At 75.5% G+C, this 18,806-nt stretch carries 16 protein-coding genes and 1 riboswitch; of the genes, 12 read left to right on the top strand and 4 right to left on the bottom strand.

Annotation, left to right across the window (positions count from 1 at the left end; genetic code table 11):
• Nucleotides 1–14: 14 nt before the first annotated feature.
• The 5 genes from AW16_RS0113335 to AW16_RS0113355 are packed head-to-tail and all read left to right on the top strand — an operon-like array spanning nucleotide 15 to nucleotide 4,153.
• On the top strand, nucleotides 15–1,178 hold the full coding sequence (locus AW16_RS0113335) for a pyridoxal phosphate-dependent aminotransferase (RefSeq protein WP_029291165.1): 1,164 nt from the start codon (nucleotides 15–17) through the stop codon (nucleotides 1,176–1,178).
• Nucleotides 1,157–2,260, top strand: a complete 1,104-nt coding sequence (locus AW16_RS0113340; RefSeq protein WP_029291167.1) for a ThiF family adenylyltransferase — start codon at nucleotides 1,157–1,159, stop codon at nucleotides 2,258–2,260. The genes AW16_RS0113335 and AW16_RS0113340 overlap by 22 nt, the downstream gene beginning before the upstream one ends.
• Nucleotides 2,260–3,447 (top strand): gephyrin-like molybdotransferase Glp, encoded by a 1,188-nt coding sequence (glp, locus tag AW16_RS0113345; protein WP_029291168.1) that lies wholly within the window; start codon nucleotides 2,260–2,262, stop codon nucleotides 3,445–3,447. The genes AW16_RS0113340 and glp overlap by 1 nt, the downstream gene beginning before the upstream one ends.
• Nucleotides 3,444–3,920 (top strand): cyclic pyranopterin monophosphate synthase MoaC, encoded by a 477-nt coding sequence (gene moaC / locus AW16_RS0113350; protein ID WP_029291170.1) that lies wholly within the window; start codon nucleotides 3,444–3,446, stop codon nucleotides 3,918–3,920. Before glp ends, moaC begins: the two co-directional genes overlap by 4 nt.
• Nucleotides 3,917–4,153 (top strand): MoaD/ThiS family protein, encoded by a 237-nt coding sequence (locus AW16_RS0113355; RefSeq protein WP_029291172.1) that lies wholly within the window; start codon nucleotides 3,917–3,919, stop codon nucleotides 4,151–4,153. The genes moaC and AW16_RS0113355 overlap by 4 nt, the downstream gene beginning before the upstream one ends.
• Nucleotides 4,154–4,178: 25 nt before the next feature.
• Here the strand turns inward: AW16_RS0113355 and AW16_RS0113360 are convergent, their stop codons facing one another.
• The 4 genes from AW16_RS0113360 to AW16_RS0113375 form a co-directional block, all read right to left on the bottom strand.
• Nucleotides 4,179–5,453 carry a M18 family aminopeptidase gene (locus AW16_RS0113360; RefSeq protein WP_029291173.1) on the bottom strand — a complete coding sequence of 425 codons (1,275 nt, stop codon included), beginning with the start codon at nucleotides 5,451–5,453 and terminating at the stop codon, nucleotides 4,179–4,181.
• Between the two features lie 163 nt (nucleotides 5,454–5,616).
• Complete coding sequence (gene moaA / locus AW16_RS0113365) at nucleotides 5,617–6,600, bottom strand: GTP 3',8-cyclase MoaA (RefSeq protein WP_029291175.1); 984 nt, start codon at nucleotides 6,598–6,600, stop codon at nucleotides 5,617–5,619.
• Nucleotides 6,597–7,010: a molybdenum cofactor biosynthesis protein MoaE gene (locus tag AW16_RS0113370; protein WP_029291176.1), complete on the bottom strand. Its 414-nt coding sequence runs from the start codon at nucleotides 7,008–7,010 to the stop codon at nucleotides 6,597–6,599. Before AW16_RS0113370 ends, moaA begins: the two co-directional genes overlap by 4 nt.
• Nucleotides 7,007–7,483 carry a molybdenum cofactor biosynthesis protein B gene (locus tag AW16_RS0113375; RefSeq protein ID WP_029291178.1) on the bottom strand — a complete coding sequence of 159 codons (477 nt, stop codon included), beginning with the start codon at nucleotides 7,481–7,483 and terminating at the stop codon, nucleotides 7,007–7,009. Before AW16_RS0113375 ends, AW16_RS0113370 begins: the two co-directional genes overlap by 4 nt.
• 69 nt (nucleotides 7,484–7,552) lie before the next feature.
• Between AW16_RS0113375 and AW16_RS0113380 the strand changes: the two genes are divergently transcribed.
• From AW16_RS0113380 to gcvP, 7 genes are all read left to right on the top strand, one after another.
• On the top strand, nucleotides 7,553–11,776 hold the full coding sequence (locus AW16_RS0113380) for an FtsK/SpoIIIE domain-containing protein (protein ID WP_029291179.1): 4,224 nt from the start codon (nucleotides 7,553–7,555) through the stop codon (nucleotides 11,774–11,776).
• A 117-nt stretch (nucleotides 11,777–11,893) separates the two neighbouring features.
• Entirely contained in the window at nucleotides 11,894–12,190 is a 297-nt protein-coding gene (locus AW16_RS0113385; protein WP_029291181.1) for a WXG100 family type VII secretion target, read from the top strand.
• A gap of 27 nt (nucleotides 12,191–12,217) precedes the next feature.
• Nucleotides 12,218–12,508, top strand: a complete 291-nt coding sequence (locus AW16_RS0113390) for a hypothetical protein (protein ID WP_156044183.1) — start codon at nucleotides 12,218–12,220, stop codon at nucleotides 12,506–12,508.
• Entirely contained in the window at nucleotides 12,505–13,935 is a 1,431-nt protein-coding gene (locus tag AW16_RS0113395) for a hypothetical protein (RefSeq protein WP_029291184.1), read from the top strand. Before AW16_RS0113390 ends, AW16_RS0113395 begins: the two co-directional genes overlap by 4 nt.
• Complete coding sequence (locus AW16_RS0113400) at nucleotides 13,932–14,630, top strand: hypothetical protein (protein WP_029291186.1); 699 nt, start codon at nucleotides 13,932–13,934, stop codon at nucleotides 14,628–14,630. Before AW16_RS0113395 ends, AW16_RS0113400 begins: the two co-directional genes overlap by 4 nt.
• On the top strand, nucleotides 14,627–15,217 hold the full coding sequence (locus AW16_RS18490; RefSeq protein ID WP_029291188.1) for a hypothetical protein: 591 nt from the start codon (nucleotides 14,627–14,629) through the stop codon (nucleotides 15,215–15,217). Before AW16_RS0113400 ends, AW16_RS18490 begins: the two co-directional genes overlap by 4 nt.
• A gap of 193 nt (nucleotides 15,218–15,410) precedes the next feature.
• Nucleotides 15,411–15,526: riboswitch (glycine riboswitch) on the top strand.
• A 217-nt stretch (nucleotides 15,527–15,743) separates the two neighbouring features.
• A complete protein-coding gene (gcvP, locus tag AW16_RS0113410) occupies nucleotides 15,744–18,728 on the top strand; it encodes an aminomethyl-transferring glycine dehydrogenase (protein WP_081861680.1) in 2,985 nt (994 codons plus the stop codon).
• Nucleotides 18,729–18,806: the final 78 nt, after the last annotated feature.

The following is an 18,806-nucleotide window of genomic DNA, read 5'->3' on the forward strand; positions in this document are numbered from 1 at the left end:
GGCAGGATGGGGGCATGAAGGTTGCCGCGCGGGCGCACGTGCCGCCGTTCGCCGTGATGGAGATCCTCGCTGCCGCGAACCGGCGGCGGGCTGCCGGTGAGCACGTGCTCAACCTGTGCGCGGGCGAGCCGTCGACCGGTGCGTCCGACGTCGTGCGGCAGCGCGCGATCGAGCTGCTGACCGCGGGCGACCTCGGGTACACCGAGTCGCTCGGCGCGCCCGGGCTGCGGGCCGCGATCGCCCGCCACTACGGCGACTGGTACGGCCTCGACGTCGACCCCTCGCGGGTCGCGGTCACCACGGGTTCGTCGGGCGGGTTCATGCTCGCGTTCCTCGCGGCGTTCGACGTCGGCGACCGGGTCGCCCTCGCCAGGCCCGGGTACCCGGCGTACACCAACATCCTCGCGGCGCTCGGGTGCGAGGTCGTGGAGCTCGCGTGCGGTCCCGAGACCCGCTACCAGCCGACCGTCGCGCAGCTCGAGGCGCTCGACGAGCCGGTCGAGGGCCTCGTCGTCGCGAGCCCCGCCAACCCGACCGGAACGATGATCGACGCCGACGAGCTCGACGCCCTCGCGCGCTGGTGCGGCGAGCACGGCGTGCGCCTGGTCAGCGACGAGATCTACCACGGCATCACATACGGCGACGCGCAGCCGCCGACCGCCGCGCGCTACCTGCCCGACGGCGCCGTCGTCGTCAACTCCTTCTCCAAGTACTGGGCGATGACCGGCTGGCGGCTGGGCTGGCTCGTGCTGCCCGACGACCTCGTCACGCCGGTCGACGCGCTCGCGGGGAACGTCGCGCTGTGCCCGCCGGCGCTCGCGCAGCACGCCGGCGTCGCCGCGTTCAGCCCCGAGGGGCTCGCGGCCGCCCGGGCGAACGTCGAGCAGTACGCGGCGTCGCGCGCGCTGGTGCTCGACCGGCTCGGCGACCTCGGCTGGACCCGCGTCGCACCCGCCGACGGCGCGTTCTACGTGTACGCGGACGTGTCGTCGACCGGCCTCGACTCCGTGACCTGGTGCGCTCGGCTGCTCGACGAGGCCGGGGTCGCCCTGACGCCCGGCACCGACTTCGACCCCGTGGACGGGCACCGATGGGTGCGGCTGTCGTTCGCGTCGTCGGTCGACGTGGTGCGCGAGGCCGTGGACCGCATCGTCGCGTGGCAGCGGACGCTCGCGTGATCCCGCTCGTCGAGCCCGGGCCGCCGCTGACCGCGGAGCAGGTGGAGCGCGCGGCGCGGCACCTGCTGCTGCCGGGGGTCGGCGAGGTCGGGCAGCGTCGGCTGCGGGCGGCGCGCGTGCTGGTGCTCGGCGCCGGCGGCCTCGGTGCGCCCGTGCTGCAGTACCTCGCGGCGGCGGGCGTCGGGACGCTGGGGATCGTCGACGACGACGTGGTGGACGCCTCCAACCTCCAGCGGCAGGTGGTGCACGGGACCGCGGACGTGGGTCGGCCCAAGGTGGACAGCGCGCGCGCCGCCGTCCTGGCGCTCGACCCGACGATCGTCGTCGAGACGTTCCGCACGCGCCTGACCAGCGAGAACGTCTCCCTGTTGGACGGCTGGGACGTCGTCGTCGACGGCACGGACAACTTCCCGACGCGCTACCTGGTGGCCGACGAGAGCACCGCGCCCGTGGTGTGGGGGTCGGTGCTGCGGTTCGACGCGCAGGTGTCGGTGTTCTGGCGGCACGCGGGTGTGACGCTGCGGGACCTCTTCCCGGAGCCGCCCGCGCCCGACGAGGTGCCGAGCTGTGCGGAGGCCGGCGTGCTCGGTGCCCTGTGCGGGCAGGTCGGGTCCGTGATGGCGACCGAGGTGGTCAAGCTCCTGACCGGCGCCGGGGATCCGCTGCTCGGGCGGGTGCTGGTGGTGGACGCGCTGCGGGGTCGGTGGGAGACGGTCCCGCTGGTCGGGCGCGGCCGGGTGCGCGCTCGCGAGGACGCTCCGGAGGCGGCGACGAGGGTCCCGACGACTGTCCCGACGATCACCGCGCGCGATCTCGCGGCCCGCCTTGCCGACCCGTTCGACCCGCTCGTCGTCCTCGACGTCCGCGAACCGGCCGAGGTCGCCGTCGCCGCGTTCCCCGGCGCAGTGCACGCGCCGCTCGCGACGGTGCTCGACGGGACGGCACCGATCCCCGACGGCGAGCTCGTCGTGCTGTGCGCCGTCGGCGGCCGGTCGCTGGTCGCGACGAGGGCGCTGCGCGAGCGCGGCCGGCAGGCGACCAACCTCGAGGGCGGCCTGCGCGCCTGGCTGGCGACGACGTGATGCGCACGCTCGACGAGCACCGGGCCGCGACCGCCGCCCTCGCGGAGCCGCTGCCCGCGCACGAGGTGTCGCTCACCGACGCGCCGGGTCACGTGCTGGCGCGGGACGTCCGCGCGAGCGAGCCGCTGCCCCGCTGGGACAACTCCTCGATGGACGGGTACGCGGTGCGCCGCGCCGACGTCACGCACGTCCCCGTCCGGCTGCCGGTCGCGGTGGAGCTCGCGGCGGGCACGGCCGACGAGCGCGCGCTGGAACCCGGTGCGGCGGCGCGCATCATGACCGGCGCCCCGTTGCCGCCGGGTGCCGACGCGGTGGTGCCGATCGAGCACACCGACGGCGCGACGGACGTCGTCGAGATCCGCGTCGCGCCCGTCGCGGGTGCGCACGTGCGCCGCGCAGGAGAAGACGCTGCGCCCGGCGACCTCGTGGTCGCGCGTGGCTCGCTGCTGGGCGTCGCACACGTCGGGGCGCTCGCGTCCGTCGGGTGCGCGCGCGTGCTCGTGCACCGGCGACCGCGGATCGCGGTGGTGTCGACCGGCGACGAGCTGGTCGAGCCGGGGTCGCCGTTGCGACACGGCCAGCTTCCCGACTCGAACTCGTGGCTCCTCGCGGCGGCCGTCGCCGAGGCGGGTGGCGACGCCGTGCGCGTCGGCCCGCTGCCCGACGACCCGGTCGGGCTCCTGCGCGCGCTGCGCGACCTCGCGCCCCGGGTCGACGGGATCGTCACCTCGGGCGGGGTGAGCATGGGCGCCTACGACGTCGTGAAGGCAGCGCTGACCGGCCACGGCGTCGACTTCCTCGCCGTGGCGGTCCAGCCCGGCAAGCCGCAGGGACTCGGGCGGCTCGACGGGACCCCTCTGTGGGCTCTGCCCGGCAACCCCGTGAGCACGTTCGCGTCGTTCGAGGTGTTCGTGCGGCCCGCGATCCAGCGCATGCGGGGGCTCGCGGACCTCGAGCGACCCACCGCGGTGCGCCGCGTGGAGGTCGGGTGGCGGACGCCGCCCGGTCGCGCGCAGCTCATGCCCGTGCGCTTCGTCGGCGACGCCGTCGTGCCGGCGACCGACCGTGGCTCCGGCTCGCACCTCGCGGTGCGCCTCGCGCTCGTCGAGGGTCTCGCCGTCGTCCCCGCCGAGGTCGACGAGGTCGTCGTCGGCGACCTGCTCCCCGTCATGAAGGTGGTCCCATGACCCAGTTCACGCATCTCGACGAGGCCGGCCACGCGCGCATGGTGGACGTCACCGAGAAGCAGCCCACCGTCCGCTCGGCGACCGCGTCCGGGCTGGTCGCGTGCCCGCCCGCCGTCGTCGCGGCGCTGCGTTCCGGTGACGTGCCGAAGGGCGACGTGCTCGCCGTCGCGCGCATCGCCGGGATCGCCGGGGCGAAGCGGACCGCGGAGCTGCTGCCGCTCGCGCACGTCATCGGGGTGCACGGGGCCGTGGTCGACCTCGACGTGGTCGACGAGGGGGTGCGCATCGTCGCGACGGTGCGCACGGCCGACCGCACGGGGGTCGAGATGGAGGCGCTCACCGCGGTGTCCGTCGCGGCGCTCGCCGTGGTTGACATGGTCAAGGGGCTCGACAAGTCGGTGCGCATCGCGGACGTGCGGCTCGAGGCGAAGACCGGCGGGAAGTCGGGCTCGTGGCAACGGGAGGACGCGTGACGACCGTCCGGTACTTCGCGGCCGCGGCCGAGGCGGCGGGTGTCGACTCGGAACCGGTGACGCCCGGGACCTGGGCCGACGTGCGGTCCGCGTTGCTGGTCTCGCACCCCGCGCTCGCGGCCGTGCTGCCGCGGTGCGCGGTGCTCGCGGACGGTGTGCGGCTCGACGCGGACGACGACGACGTGCGCGCCGGCGCCGTGCTCGACGTGCTGCCGCCGTTCGCGGGCGGCTGACCGCGCTCGGCTCGCTCAGCCCGGTTCAGCCGGCCAGCACCGACCCCATCGCGCGCGCCAGGAACCACGGGTCCACCACCGCGCACAGCTCACGCGCCGAGTGCATCGACAGGATCGGCGCGCCCACGTCGACCGTGCGGATGCCGAGCCGGGTCGCGGTGATCGGCCCGATCGTCGACCCGCACGGCACCGCGTTGTTGGAGACGAAGTCCTGGCTCGGCACCCCGACCCGCTCGCACGCACCCCGCCACAGCGCCGCGCCCGGGGCGTCGGTGGTGTAGCGCTGGTTCGCGTTGATCTTGAGGATCGGCCCGCCGCCCGCGACCGGCAGGTTGGCCGGGTCGTGCCGCTCGACGTAGTTGGGGTGCACGGAGTGGCCCACGTCCGACGACACGCACCACGACGCAGCGAGCGCCCGGCGTGACTGCTCGTCGTCGGCCCCCAGCCCGCTCCGCACGCGCGCGAGGACGTCCTCGAGGAACGGCCCGGCGGCGCCCGAGCGCGACTCGGACCCGACCTCCTCGTGGTCGAACGCGGCCAGCACCGCGACCCGGTCGCCGCCCTCGAAGCCGAGCAGGGCCTCGAGCGCCGCGTGCGTGGACAGCAGGTTGTCGAGCCGCCCGCTCGCGAACAGCTCGTCGTCCGCGCCGAGCACCCGGGGCTCCTGGGTGTCGGCGACGACGAGGTCGAACCCGACGACGTCGTCGGCCTCGCACACGCCGTCGACCGCCGCCGCCAGCACGTCGGCGTGACCGTCGCCCGCGAGGCCCCACACAGGCTGCGTGTGCCGCTGCTTGTCGAGCGTGAGCCCGTCGTTGACCTGCCGGTCCAGGTGGATCGCAAGCTGCGGGATGCGCAGCAGCGGCCCGGTGCGCACCAGGTGCTGCGCACCGTCGCGGGTCACGACCCGGCCCGCGAGCGCGAGGTCGCGGTCCAGCCACGAGTTGAGCAGCGGCCCGCCGTACACCTCGACGCCGGCCTGCAGCCAGCCCGCGCGCGTGCTCGTCGGTCGCGGCTTGAGCTTGAAGCCGGGCGAGTCGGTGTGGGTGCCGAGCACCGTCACGGGCGTCGTCGGCCCCGCGCCGTCCGGGACCACCCAGGCGATCGCGGCACCGTCGCGCACCACGACCCGGCGGCCGGGACCCGTGGGCCACGCCTGCGTCTCGTCGAGCAGCTCGAACCCGTGCTGCTGCAGGCGGCGCGCGATCTCGTGCGCGGCGTGGAACGACGAGGGGGACGCCGTGACGAACGCGGCGAGGTCGGCGGTGTGGGCAGCGGCGTCGGCGGGAGGTCGGGTCACGGGTTCGATCGTGCCACGGCGGCCGCGCGGGTCAGCCCTCGTCGAGGCGGAGCGGTCGCAGCCCACGTTCGGTCAGGGCGAGTGCCCACGGGCCGGCACCGCGCTTGATCACCTCGCGCTGCAGGACGCGTGCTTCGCCGCGCGCGGCCTGTGGACGGCGGGGTCAGCCGCCGATCGCGCTCATCGGGCGCGCGGGCTGATGGAACCCGGGCTCGCCGATGTCGTGCCCCGCGCGCTTGCCCGCGAGGCAGCGCCGGAACGCGTCGGCGAGGTCGTCGTCCGTGCCGCCGCCGCGCAGGACCCCGCGCGCGTCGACCTCGTCCTGCGAGAACAGGCATGCGCGCAGCTGGCCGTCCGCGGTGAGCCGCAGCCGGTCGCACGATCCGCAGAACGGCGCGGACACCGAGGCGATGACGCCCACGGTCGCCGGGCCGCCGTCGACGAGCCACAGCTCAGCCGGTGCGGCCCCGCGCGCGGGGACCTCGGTGAGCGTGAACGCGGCGGACAGCCGGTCGAGGATCTCCGCCTGCGTGACCATCGCGGTGCGGTCCCAGGTGTGCCCGCCGTCGAGGGGCATCTGCTCGATGAACCGCATCTGGTAGCCGCGCTCGACGGCGAATCGGGTGAGGTCGACGACCTCGTCGTCGTTCACGCCGCGCATCGCGACCGCGTTGACCTTCACGGGGTGCAGACCCGCGGCGTCGGCGGCCGCGAGGCCCGCGAGCGTGTCGTCGAGGCGGTCGCGGCGGGTGAGGGCGACGAAGCGCTCGCGGTCGAGCGTGTCGAGGCTGACGTTGACGCGGGTCAGGCCCGCGTCGCGCAGCGGCTGGGCCAGCGTCGGCAGGCGCAGCGCGTTCGTCGTGAGCGACACCTCGGGCGAGCCCGGCAGCGCGACGAGGCGGCGGACCACGTCCACCACGTCGGCCCGCAGCAGCGGCTCGCCGCCCGTGAGCCGCAGCTCGGTGATGCCGTTCTCGACGCCGACGCGCGCGATCCGCACGATCTCGTCGGTGCTGAGCATGGTGTCGCGCGGCAGCCACGGCACGCCGTCCGCGGGCATGCAGTAGGTGCAGCGCAGCGAGCAGCGGTCGGTCAGCGAGATCCGCAGGTCGCGGTGCTCACGTCCGAACCGGTCGACGAGGCTCATGCCATCCCGACCCACACGTGCGACCCGTCCGCGAGCACCTCGCGCTTCCACACCGGCAGCTCGGCCTTGACGCGCTCGACGAGCTCGCGGCACGCGTCGAACGCCTCGGCCCGGTGCGCGGCGGCCACGGCGGCGACGATCGCGGCCTCGCCGACGACGAGTCGGCCGGTGCGGTGGCTCACGGCGACCCTCGTCGTCGGGCGCGCGACCTCGTCGGCGACGCGCCGCAGGACCTCGGCCGCGTCCGGGTGCGCGCTGTACTCGAGCGCGACCACCTCGCCCGTGACGGACGGGTCGTGGTCGCGGACCAGGCCGACGAACGTCGCGACCGCGCCGGCGCTGGGGTCGCTCACGTGTTCCACGTGAAACGTGAGGTCGAGGGGCTGGTCGGTCAGGTTCGCGTAGGTCATCCGTGGTCGCCGCCGTCCAGCTGGTTGAGCAGGTGCGGCAGGAGCGGGATGACGGCCTCGAGCCCCTCGCGCACACCGCCGGGCGAGCCGGGGAGGTTGACGACGAACGCGCCGCCGTCGGTGACGCCTGCGAGGCCGCGCGAGAGGACGGCGGTGGGAACCGGGCTCGAGCGGCGCAGGAGCTCGGGGATGCCGGGGAGCAATCGGTCGAGCACCGGGCGCGTGCCCTCGGGGGTGCGGTCTCGCGGGCCGATGCCCGTGCCGCCGGAGGTCACGACGACGCGCGCGCCGGAGTCGAGGGCGCCGCGGACGGCCGCCTCGACGAGGTCGGCCCCGTCCGGGACCACCTGCAGGTCGACGTCGTACCCCGCCGCGGTGAGCGCGTCGCGGGCCACCGGGCCTGAGCGGTCCTCGCGCACGCCCGCCGCGCAGCGGTCGGACACGACCAGCACGACGGCGCGGACGAGGGGCACCCTGCCAGGGTACGCAGACCTGTGGATGACGGCCGACGTGGTCCGCGCGTGCTCGTTACGGTCCGGCGGGTGCGGACGAGGATCACGCTGCGGCGACCGGAGGGCGACGAGGACCTCGTCGTGAGCGCGGGTGCGGGCGCGAGCGTCGGGGACGTCGCGGACGCGCTCGCGGCCGGCGCCGGGCTCCCGGCCGGGTCGGCGCTGGAGGTCACGACGAGCGACGGGACCACTGTCCTCCCGCGCGCGTCCGACGCTGCCGTACGTGGAGGGGCGGTCGTCGCGCTCGTCGACGAGGCGCACGCCGCCGGGCCGCCGGGGGCGCGGCTCCAGGTGCTCACGGGCCCTGACCAGGGGCTCGACGTGCGGCTGCCGCGCGGGGTGACGACGATCGGGCGCGACGAGCGCTGCGACGTTCGGCTGGGTGACCCGATGCTGTCGCGCACGCACGCACGCGTCCTGGTGGGTGCGCAGGTCGAGATCGCGGACGCGGGGTCGTCGACCGGTCTCGTGATCGGGGGCGGTCGGGTCGAGCGGGCCGTCGTCGACGCCGGCGACTACGTCCTGCTCGGCGACAGCGTGCTGCGGATCTCGGCCCTCGACGCGAGCGACGAGCCGGCAGCCGCGGTGCGCTTCAACCGATCGCCGCGCGTGCTCGACCGGTTCGACGAGCGCGAGGTCGAGGCGCCCGCGCCGCCGGACCCGCCGCCGCCGTCGCGCCCGCCGTGGGTCGCGATCCTCGCGCCGCTCGTCATGGGCGTCGCGATGTACTGCTTCCTGCGCAGCCCGCTCACGCTCGCGCTGCTGGCGCTGTCGCCTCTGGTCGCGTTCGCGACCTGGTTCGACAGGCGGGCGTCGGACCGGCGACGGGCACGTGAGCAGGCCGAGGCGTTCCGCGCGGACCTCGCGGCGCTCGGGGCCCGGCTGGGCGCCCTGCAGGACGACGAGCGGTCGGTGCGGCTCGCGGAGGCGCCGTCGACCGACGAGGTGTGCGCCGGGGCGTCGTCGCGGGACCCGGTGCTGTGGTCACGCCGACCCGCGGACGGCGTCGTCGTGCGCGTCGGGGTCGGTGACGCGTCGTCCCGGGTCGCGGTCCGCGTGCCCGGTCGCGGCAGGGCGCTCGACGAGGTGTGGACGGAGCTCGAGGCGCTCGTCGCCCGGCATGCGGAGGCGCGCGGGGTGCCGTTGCTCGCGCCGCTCGGGCTGCTGGGCGTCGTCGGTGGCGCATCGGCGGACGACGTCGCGCGCGCGGTGATGGCGCAGGTCGTCGGGCTGCACTCGCCCGTCGAGGTCGGGGTGGGTGCGCTCGTGCCCGCGGCGGCGCTGGGCGGGTGGTCGTGGCTGGCCTGGGTCCCGCACACCGAGACGTCCGCGGGGTCGCTGCTCGCGGCCGACCCCGCCGCGGGCGCCGCGCTCGTCGCACGGCTCGAGGAGCTGGTGGCCGGTCGCGTCGCGGGGAGCGGACCGTCCGACGGGCCGCCGACCGTCGTCGTGCTGGTCCACGACGACGCGCCCGCCGACCGAGCCCGTCTCGTCCGCCTCGCCGAGGTCGGGCCGGCGCACGGGGTGCACCTCGTGTGGCTCGCACCCGACGTCCGGCGGCTGCCCGCGGCCTTCGGCACGTACGTCGAGGTCACCGACGCGGCCGCCGCTGTCGGCGACGTGAGCGGCGGCACCCGGCGCGAGGTGCGGGCCGAACGCCTGGACGTCGCGGCCGCCGCCGGCTTCGCCAGGGCGCTCGCGGGCATCGAGGACGCGGGGGCGGTCGTGCACGACGAGACCGCGCTGCCGCGCTCGGTGGGGTTCCTCGAGCTCGCCGGGCGCGACGTCGCCTCGAGCACCGCGGCGGTGCTCGAACGTTGGCGCGAGACCGGCACCGGGCGGCGCGGACCGGATGCAGGTCTGCGCGCGGTGGTCGGGACCGGGTCCGGGGGGCGACTGGTCCTGGACCTGCGCGCCCAGGGGCCGCACGCGCTCGTCGGCGGGACGACGGGTTCCGGCAAGAGCGAGCTGCTGCAGACGTGGGTGCTGAGCCTCGCGGTCGCGTACGGCCCCGAGCGCGTGACGTTCCTGCTCGTCGACTACAAGGGCGGCGCCGCGTTCGCCGACTGCGTCGAGCTGCCGCACTGCGTCGGCCTCGTGACCGACCTGTCGCCGCCGCTGGTCCGCCGCGCGCTGACGTCGCTGCGGGCCGAGCTGCGACACCGCGAGCACCTGTTCCGCCGCAAGGGCGTCAAGGACCTGCTCGAGCTCGAGCGCACGGGCGACCCCGAGACGCCGCCCGCGCTCGTCATCGTGGTCGACGAGTTCGCGGCGCTCGTCGCGGACGTCCCGGAGTTCGTCGACGGCGTGGTCGACGTCGCCCAGCGCGGCCGGTCGCTCGGCCTGCACCTCGTGCTCGCGACGCAGCGGCCCGCGGGGGTCATCAAGGACAACCTGCGCGCCAACACCAACCTGCGCGTGGCGCTGCGGATGGCCGACGACGCGGACTCGACCGACGTGCTCGGCACGCCGATCGCCGCACAGATCGACCCGGCGCTGCCCGGTCGCGGGGCGGTGCGCACCGGTCCGGGCCGCGTCGCGATGTTCCAGACCGCGCACGCCGGCGGGGTGTCGCCCGAGACGCCCGGGCGCCCGTCGGTGGACGTCGCGACGCTCGGGTTCGGTGCCGACGAGCCGTGGCTCCTGCCGCGGGGGCCGATGGCGGACGACGACGGGCCGACCGACATCTCGCGCGTGGTGGCGACGGTCCGTGCCGCGGCCGCCGGGCGACACGTGCCGCGTCGGCCGTGGCTGCCCGAGCTGCCCGCGGTGGTCGACCTCGCCACGCTCGAGCCCTCGCAGCCCGACGCGGTGACGCTCGGTCTCGCGGACCGGCCCGCGCACCAGGAGCAGACCGTGATGCGGTGGCGCCCGGACGACCACGGCTCGCTCGCCGTGTTCGGGACGTCGGGCGCCGGCCGCTCCGCGGTGCTGCGGACCGTCGCGGCGTCGCTCGTCGGCCCCGCGCACGTCTACGGGCTGGACCTGGGATCGGGTGGGCTCGCGATGCTCGACGTCCTCCCGCACGTGGGCGCCGTGATCGACGGCTCGGACACCGAGCGGACCGTGCGCCTGCTGCGCCGGCTGCGCGACGAGCTCGACGAGCGCGCGGCCCGGTTCGCCGCGGCGCACGCCGACTCGCTCACGCGCTATCGCGAGGTCGCGGGCCGGGACGACGAGCCGCGTGTGGTGCTGCTCGTCGACGGGCTCGCCGCGCTGCGCGACGCGCACGAGGCCGACGTGGGCCGGACCGGGGCATGGGCTGCGTTCCAGCGTGTCGTGGCCGAGGGACGGCCCCTCGGGATCCATGTGGTCATGGCGTGCGAGCGACCGGGCGCGCTGCCGACGTCGCTCGCGGCCGGCGTCCCCCGGCGGCTGGTGCTGCGGCAGGCCGACGAGAGCGCGTACGGGTTGCTGGGCGTTCCCAAGGACGTGCTCGGACCCGCGTCGCCACCCGGGCGCGCTGTGCCGTGCGGCGAGTCCGACGAGGTGCAGGTCGCGGTGCTCGGCGGCGACGCCGACCCGGGCGCGCAGGCCGCGGCGCTCGCGCTCCTGGCGTGCTCCCTGACGGCGGCGGGCGTCGCCCCGGCCCCGCCCGTGCGCCGGCTCCCCACGCTCGTGCGTGCTGCCTCGCTGCCGCGCGACGCCGCCGGGCAGCCCGTCCTCGGCATCGCCGACGACACGCTCGAGCCGCTCGGCTTCGACCCCACCGGTTCGTTCCTGCTCGCCGGACCACCCGGGAGCGGGCGAACCACGGCGCTCGCGGCGATCGCGACCGCCGTGCGCCGCTGGTCCCCGCAGGCGCCGCTCCACCTGGTCGCCCGGCCCCGGTCACCGCTGCTGGCGCTGGGTGGCTGGTCCGACGTCGCGACGGACCCGGCGGACGCGGCGGCGCTCGTCGGCGGGCTGCCGCTCGAGTCGGACGAGCAGCGGGTCACCCTCGTCGTCGAGAGCCTGGGCGACCTGCTCGGGACCGCCGCCGAGCAGCCCGTCACCGCGGCCGTGCGTGCGGCCCGCCGCCACGGGCACCTCGTCGTCGCGGAGGCCGAGACGGCCGCGTGGTCGTCGTCGTGGCCGTTGTTCGCGGAGGTGCGTGCAGGACGACGAGGGCTCGTGCTGCAGCCCGACCACCTCGACGGCGACGCCCTGCTGCGCACGCCGTTCCTGCGCGCGCCCCGCGGTGAGCAGCCGCCCGGCCGGGGGCTGCTGGTCGAAGCCGGGCGTGTGCGCCGCGTGCAGGTCGCATGCCCTTGACGGGGCCGTGACCACGCCCGTGACCATGCCTGTGGAAAACCCTGACGAACCGGACACCGGAATCCCTACGGTGCAGGTCCCGGCGGTGCCAGACCGCCCAGGACCCAGGGAGCAGACATGTCGAACCTCAACGTCTCCTACGGCGAGATGCGCGATGCCGCCACGCGGCTCAGCACCGGCCAGGACGACATCACCACCAAGCTCGGCGAGCTCAAGGGCTTCATCGAGGGCCTCGTGTCCTCGGGCTTCGTCACCGACCAGGCGTCGGTCTCGTTCGCCGAGTCGTACCGGAAGTTCTCGCACGGGGCGACCGAGCTCATGGGCGGCCTGAGCAGCCTCGGCGACTACCTGCGCAAGGCCGCCGACGCGCTCGAGGACACCGACCAGGCGCTCGCGTCGGCGCTGCGCGGCTGACGGCTCGGGACCGGAGGGGCACGCACCATGACGGACCGCTTGATGCTCGAACCCGGGGTGCTGCGCTCGGCGGGGACGGACCTGCGAGCGATCGCCCAGGAGTTCGTCGAGGCCGACGCGCGCACCCACGCCCTGGCGGAGCAGGTCGGGCACGAGGAGCTCGCGGACGCGGTGCGCGACTTCTCGCGAGGCTGGGACGACAGGCGCGCGCGGATCGTCGAGGACGTCGCCGCGCTCGCGGACGCGTGCACCGGCATCGGAGACGGGTTCGAGGACCTGGACGGCCAGCTCGCCGCGGCGCTGCGGGGCGAGGAGTGAGCGTCGACGTCACGGGCGACCCGGTAGCGGTCCGGGACGCGGCCCAGCGGTACGAGCTCGTGGCCGAGCAGATCCGGTTCGCGTCGGCGCGGCTGCGGCACGTGTCCCTGCACGCATCGGGCTCCGACGCGGTCGCCGCGGTCGCGGACCGGGCCGACGACGTGGCGACGAAGGTCGGCCGCGCGGAGCACCGCTACCGCGCGGCCGGCCGAGCGCTGGGCGTCTACGCGGTGCGACTCGGGGAGGCCGTGGTCGCGGCGCAGGACGCCCGCCGACGAGAGGCGCTGGCGGCCGACGACCTGGCCGACGCGCAGACCCGGGTCGACCGGCTGGTCGCGATGGTCGACGGCGTGCACCCCGACGCCGCCGCGCGGGGTGCCGCCGAGCTCGATGCCGCGCGGGACGAGCGCGACCTCGCGCGTCTGCGGCTCGATGCGGCGCTGGGCGACCTCGAGACGGCCGCACGGGCCCGGGACACCGCCGCGCTCACGGCCGCGGGCGCGATCCGAGCCGCGATGCACGACGGTCTCGACGACGGCTGGTGGCAGGACTGGGGCAGCAAGGTGGCCGCCGCCGTCGCCGCGGTGGCCGACGACATCGCGAACGCCGCGGGCATCGCGGCGCTCCTGCTGTGCTGGGTCCCCGGGCTCGGCGAGGTGCTCGGCCTGATCGCGCTCGTCGCGTCGGCGGTCAAGCTGCTCTCCGACCTCACGCTGGTCCTCGACGACCGCGTGAGCTGGGGGGACGTGGGATGGGACGTCGCGGGGCTCGTCCCCGGCGGAGCGGCCAAGTCGGTGGGTTCGATGGCGCGCGCGACGACGAGGGCCGCCCGCGGCACCGCCAGGATCGAGGCGGCGCGGATCGCGCGCACGTCGGCCCGTGGCCGGGACGAGGTGCTCACGTCCCTCGTCGGACCCCGGGCGCGCACCATGACGCTCGCCGAGGCGCGTGACGCGCAGCGGGTGTCCCGCTCCGCGGCGATCAAGGACGCGCTCGACCCGCGCAAGGACCTGCACGGCGCGCGCAACGGCCGCGACCTGCGGTCGACGACCGGCGCGAAGGACTGGTGGTCACCGGAAGGCGCCAAGAAGTGGATCGTCCGGACGCTCGGTGATCGCGACCTTGCCGCGGACGTCGACCGGTTGAAGGACGTGTCGCCCGAGCTCCTACGCAGGTCGCCGACGACGGCCTCGGCGGTCCGACGTGCCGCGGCGTGGCGTGCGGCGTCGTACGCGACGTCTGGTGCGCAGGGTGCCGAGGCGCTCGCGGGCGGTCAGGACGTGCGCGACTGGGCGGCGGGGGACGCCGACTACCGGCCCGGTGGCTGGCACGCCGTCGAGGCGACCGTCGCCGCGGTCCGTGACGTGACGGGCCACGGGTCAGCTGCCGCGGTGCGCGACGTGCGCCTCACGCGGGGCGAGCGATGAGCGGGGCCGTCCAGATGCTGCTCCCGGACTCGTGGTGGTTCGTGGACGTGACGTCCGCGCCCACGACGACGCGGTCCGTGCGCGAGCTCGTCGAGCGTCGGGTGGGCCGGGCCGATCGGCACGCCCCGCTGCGCGCCGAGCTGCGTTCGTCGCTGCTGCGGCTCGCAGCGGACGCCCGTGGTGCCGGAGCCGTAGCGCTCGCGTTCTCGCTCATGGAGTGGCGCGACGTGCCGCTGCCCGGCTCCCTGGCGGTCTACCGCGTGCCCCGCGGGCACGACGAGCCGCTGGCCGAGCTCGCCGTGCTCGCCGACGGGGTGGGCTCCGACGACCTCCTCGACGTCGTCGCCACGCCGCACGGGACGGCGCTGCGCCGGGTCCGGACCGTCGGTGCCGACGCACGCGTCGACCACGGACCCCTGGACCCGGGCCCGACCGGGCTGCCCGCACCCGGCGCCGGCTCGTCGCCCGAGGTCGATCTGCTCCGCGTCGACTACTGGCTCGACGTCGCCGGTCTCGACGACCTCCTGCTCGTCTGCTTCAGCACGCCGCTCGTCGCGGCCGCCGACCTCTTCCTCGACCTGTTCGGCGCCGTCGTCGACTCGGTCGCAGCGCCCACCGACCCCACAAGCCTCGACCCCACAGACCTCGACCCGAGGAACCTCATCCCCACCGACCGGACGGAGAGCTCTCCATGACCTCGCTTCGCACCCGCACCATCGTTCTCGGCGCCGCCGGGATCGTCCTCCTCGCCCGACTCGCCCGCACGGCGTCACGGACCGACGACGGATGGCTCCACGTCGTGGGGGTCGTCGTGCTCGCCTCGATCGGAGTCGGCATCACGCTGGGCGTCCTGGCCCGCCGGTCCCACGCGATCGCCCGTGCCGCGCGCGCAGCGTCTCCCGGCCTCGAGCTCGTCGCCGCGATGGCCGACGACCGTCTGGCGGAGCTCGTCCGCGGCCACGGCGCCGACCGGGCGCGTGCCGGGATGCAGGTCGTCCTCGCGGTCGGCGAGGACGGCGTCGACGTCTGGGCGGACCATCGGGAGCCGCGCGCGCTGCTGCACCTGTCCTGGGACGGCGTCACCGGCGTGCACGTCGGGCAGTCGTCGTTCGGGAACGGCGTGCCGCTGGGCGCGGTCGTGATCGAGGGCGACGAGTGCACGTACGCGTTCGCGCCGGCATCCGATGCCGCCGGGACGTGGCCGTTCGCGCGCCGTGCTCGCTCGCAGGCGCTCGCCGACCGGTTCGCCCGGCTCGCGGCGCGGACGGTCCCACGCGCGTGACGGTCGGCCGGTCCGGGCTGACGGCGCGCCGCTCGCCGTGAGGCGTCCGCGCCGACGCGTCACGATGCATGCACGACCGTCGGCTCGTCACGATCTCGTTCGCGATCGGTGCGCGGCGGGTGTCCGGCGAACGCATCGCCCCGCGCCGACGCATGGCCCGGTACCCTGGCGGCGGACAACTGAACACGCTGCTCGAACCGCGGCGGGAGAGCTCCCGCCTGACGCGCCCGTCCGGGCGCGGCCGGATCGGGACGCCGAAGGAGCAACCCTCCCCGGGAAACTCTCAGGCCCCTGTACCGCCGCGGCGAGGCAACTCTGGAAAGCGGCCCGGCGACGGGCCCACCGACGGTGCAAGCCGGCGCGCCCCGAGCCCGACCGCGACGAGCGGTTCGGCATGGCGGACCGGCAAAACTCTCAGGTCGCGCGCCCACGGGCGCGCGGATGACAGAGCGGGGAGCCAACCGACCGTCCCGGTCCGCCGGGCGTACCCCGTGGAGCAGCAGTGAACGCCTTCCAGCCACCCGCCGTGCCCGCTGTCCCGCCCGTGCAGGTCGACGACCCCGCGGTCGCGCTCACGGCGGTCGAGCACACGCCCGCAGCGGTCGACTTCGCGGACCGGCACATCGGCCCGCGCGGCGGCGAGACGGCGCACATGCTTGCGGCGGTCGGCTACGAGTCGCTCGACGCGCTCGTCGACGCGGCCGTACCGGCCAGCATCCGCGACGCCGACGCGCTCGACCTGCCCGCCGCCCGGTCCGAGGTCGAGGTGCTCGCGGCGCTGCGCGAGATCGCCGCGAAGAACCAGGTCAAGACGCAGATGATCGGCCAGGGCTACTCCGACACGATCACGCCCGCGGTCATCCGCCGCAACGTGCTCGAGTCCCCCGCCTGGTACACCGCCTACACGCCGTACCAGCCGGAGATCAGCCAGGGCCGCCTCGAGGCGCTGCTCAACTTCCAGACGATGGTCACCGACCTCACCGGCCTCGACGTCGCCAACGCGTCGCTGCTCGACGAGGCCACCGCCGTCGCCGAGGCGGTCGCGCTCATGTGGCGCGCACAGCGCAACAAGCCGGGCACGGTCGTGCTCGACGACCAGCTGTTCGCCCAGTCGCTCGCCGTGACGCTCGGCCGCGCGCAGGCGATCGGGCTGCCCGTCGTCGTCGCGGACCTGTCGCAGGGGCTGCCCGATGTCGAGGGCGACCTGCTCGGCGTCGTCGTGCAGCAGGTGGCCTCGAGCGGCGAGGTGCGCGACCTGCACGGCGTCGTCGCGGCGGCCAAGGAACGCGGCGCGCTCGTCACGTTCGCGGCCGACCTGCTCGCCCTCACGCTGCTCGTCAGCCCCGGCACGCTCGGTGCGGACGTGGCCGTGGGCTCGGCGCAGCGCTTCGGCGTCCCGCTGTTCGGCGGCGGCCCGCACGCGGCGTTCATGGCGGTCCGCTCCGGGCTCGAGCGTTCGCTGCCCGGCCGGCTCGTGGGCGTGAGCGTCGACGCCGAGGGCGCACCCGCCTACCGCCTCGCGCTGCAGACCCGCGAGCAGCACATCCGCCGCGAGAAGGCCACGAGCAACATCTGCACCGCGCAGGCGCTGCTCGCGATCGTCGCGTCGATGTACGCCGTCTACCACGGCCCGGACGGCCTGCGGGAGATCGCGCTGCGCACCAAGCGGCACGCCGACGAGCTCGCCGTGCGGCTGCGTGGCGTCGGCGTCGACGTCGACCACGACGTCGTCTTCGACACCGTCCGCGCGTCGGTCCCGGGCCGGGCCGACGAGGTCGTGGCGGCCGCCGCCCGCAAGGGCCTGAACCTGTTCGCCCCGGACGGCGACCACGTCCAGGTCAGCTCCGACGAGACGACCACGGACGAGCACGTGCTCGACGTGTTCCTCGCGTTCGTCGAGGCGGGCGCGACCGACGTCCCCGTGGGCGACGACGCCGCGGAGTACGCGTCGACGGACGGCACGTTCCGCATCAAGGGCGCCGCGTTCGCGTACTCGCCCGTGACGACGACGGCGACCCTGCCCGAGTGGGCCGCGCGCACCGACGCGTACCTCACGCACCCGGTGTTCCACCTGCACCGCTCCGAGACCGCGATGCTGCGCTACCTGCGCAAGCTCTCGGACAAGGACCTCGCCCTGGACCGCACGATGATCCCGCTGGGCTCGTGCACGATGAAGCTCAACGCCACGGTCGAGATGGAGCCCATCTCCTGGCCCGAGCTCGCGAGCATCCACCCCTACGCCCCGGCGGACCAGACGCAGGGCTACGCCGAGCTGGTCACGCAGCTGCAGGAGTGGCTCGCCGAGATCACCGGGTACGCGGCCGTCAGCGTGCAGCCCAACGGCGGCTCGCAGGGCGAGTTCGCCGGGCTGCTGGCGATCAAGGCGTACCACGCGAGCCGCGGCGAGCAGCAGCGCGACGTGGTGCTGATCCCGGCGTCGGCGCACGGCACGAACGCGGCGTCGGCGGCGCTCGCCGGCCTGCGCGTCGTGGTCGTCGCGACGGCCGACGACGGCGAGATCATGCTCGACGACCTGCGCGCCAAGCTGGACCAGCACGGCCCGAGCGTCGCCGCGATCATGATCACGTACCCCTCGACGCACGGCGTGTTCGAGGAGCACGTGCGCGAGGTGTGCGGGCTTGTACACGATTCCGGTGGGCAGGTGTACATCGACGGCGCGAACCTCAACGCGCTCGTCGGGCTCGCCCGTCCGGGCCGGTTCGGCGGCGACGTCAGCCACCTCAACCTGCACAAGACGTTCTGCATCCCGCACGGCGGCGGCGGCCCGGGCGTGGGCCCGGTCGCTGTCGCCGAGCACCTGGTCCCGTTCCTGCCGGCCGACCCGCGCAGCTGGCAGCCAGGCGACGCGGTGCCGCCCGTGTCCGCGGCGGGCTTCGGCTCCGCGGGCATCCTGCCGATCAGCTGGGCGTACGTCGCGCTCATGGGCGCCGAGGGCCTGACGAACGCGACCAAGACGGCCGTGCTCGCTGCGAACTACCTGGCCACCCGCCTCCACGAGCACTTCCCCGTGCTCTACACGGGCCCCGGCGGCCTCGTCGCGCACGAGTGCATCCTCGACCTGCGCGACATCACCAAGGACACCGGCGTCACCGCGGAGGACGTCGCCAAGCGCCTCATGGACTACGGCTTCCACGCGCCGACGCTGAGCTTCCCGGTCGCCGGCACGCTCATGGTCGAGCCGACCGAGTCGGAGGACCTCGGTGAGCTCGACCGGTTCGTCGACGCGCTGGTCGCGATCCGCCGCGAGATCGACCAGGTCGCCGACGGGACCTGGCCGCTGGACGACTCGCCGCTGCGCAACGCGCCCCACACCGCGGCGTCGGTCTCGGCCGACGAGTGGGCGCACGCCTACCCGCGCAGCACCGCCGCGTTCCCGCTCCCGTCGCTGCGCGCGGGCAAGTACTGGCCGCCCGTGCGCCGCATCGACGGAGCCCGCGGCGACCGCAACCTCATCTGCTCGTGCCCGCCGGTCGAGGCGTTCGCGGAGTGAGCACGGTGAGCACGACGAACGCAGCGAGCACGACGAACGCAGCGAGCACGACGAACGCAGCGAGCACGACGACGAGCA

The sequence above is a fragment of the Cellulomonas sp. HZM genome, assembly GCF_000708885.1.
Lineage (GTDB): Bacteria > Actinomycetota > Actinomycetes > Actinomycetales > Cellulomonadaceae > Cellulomonas.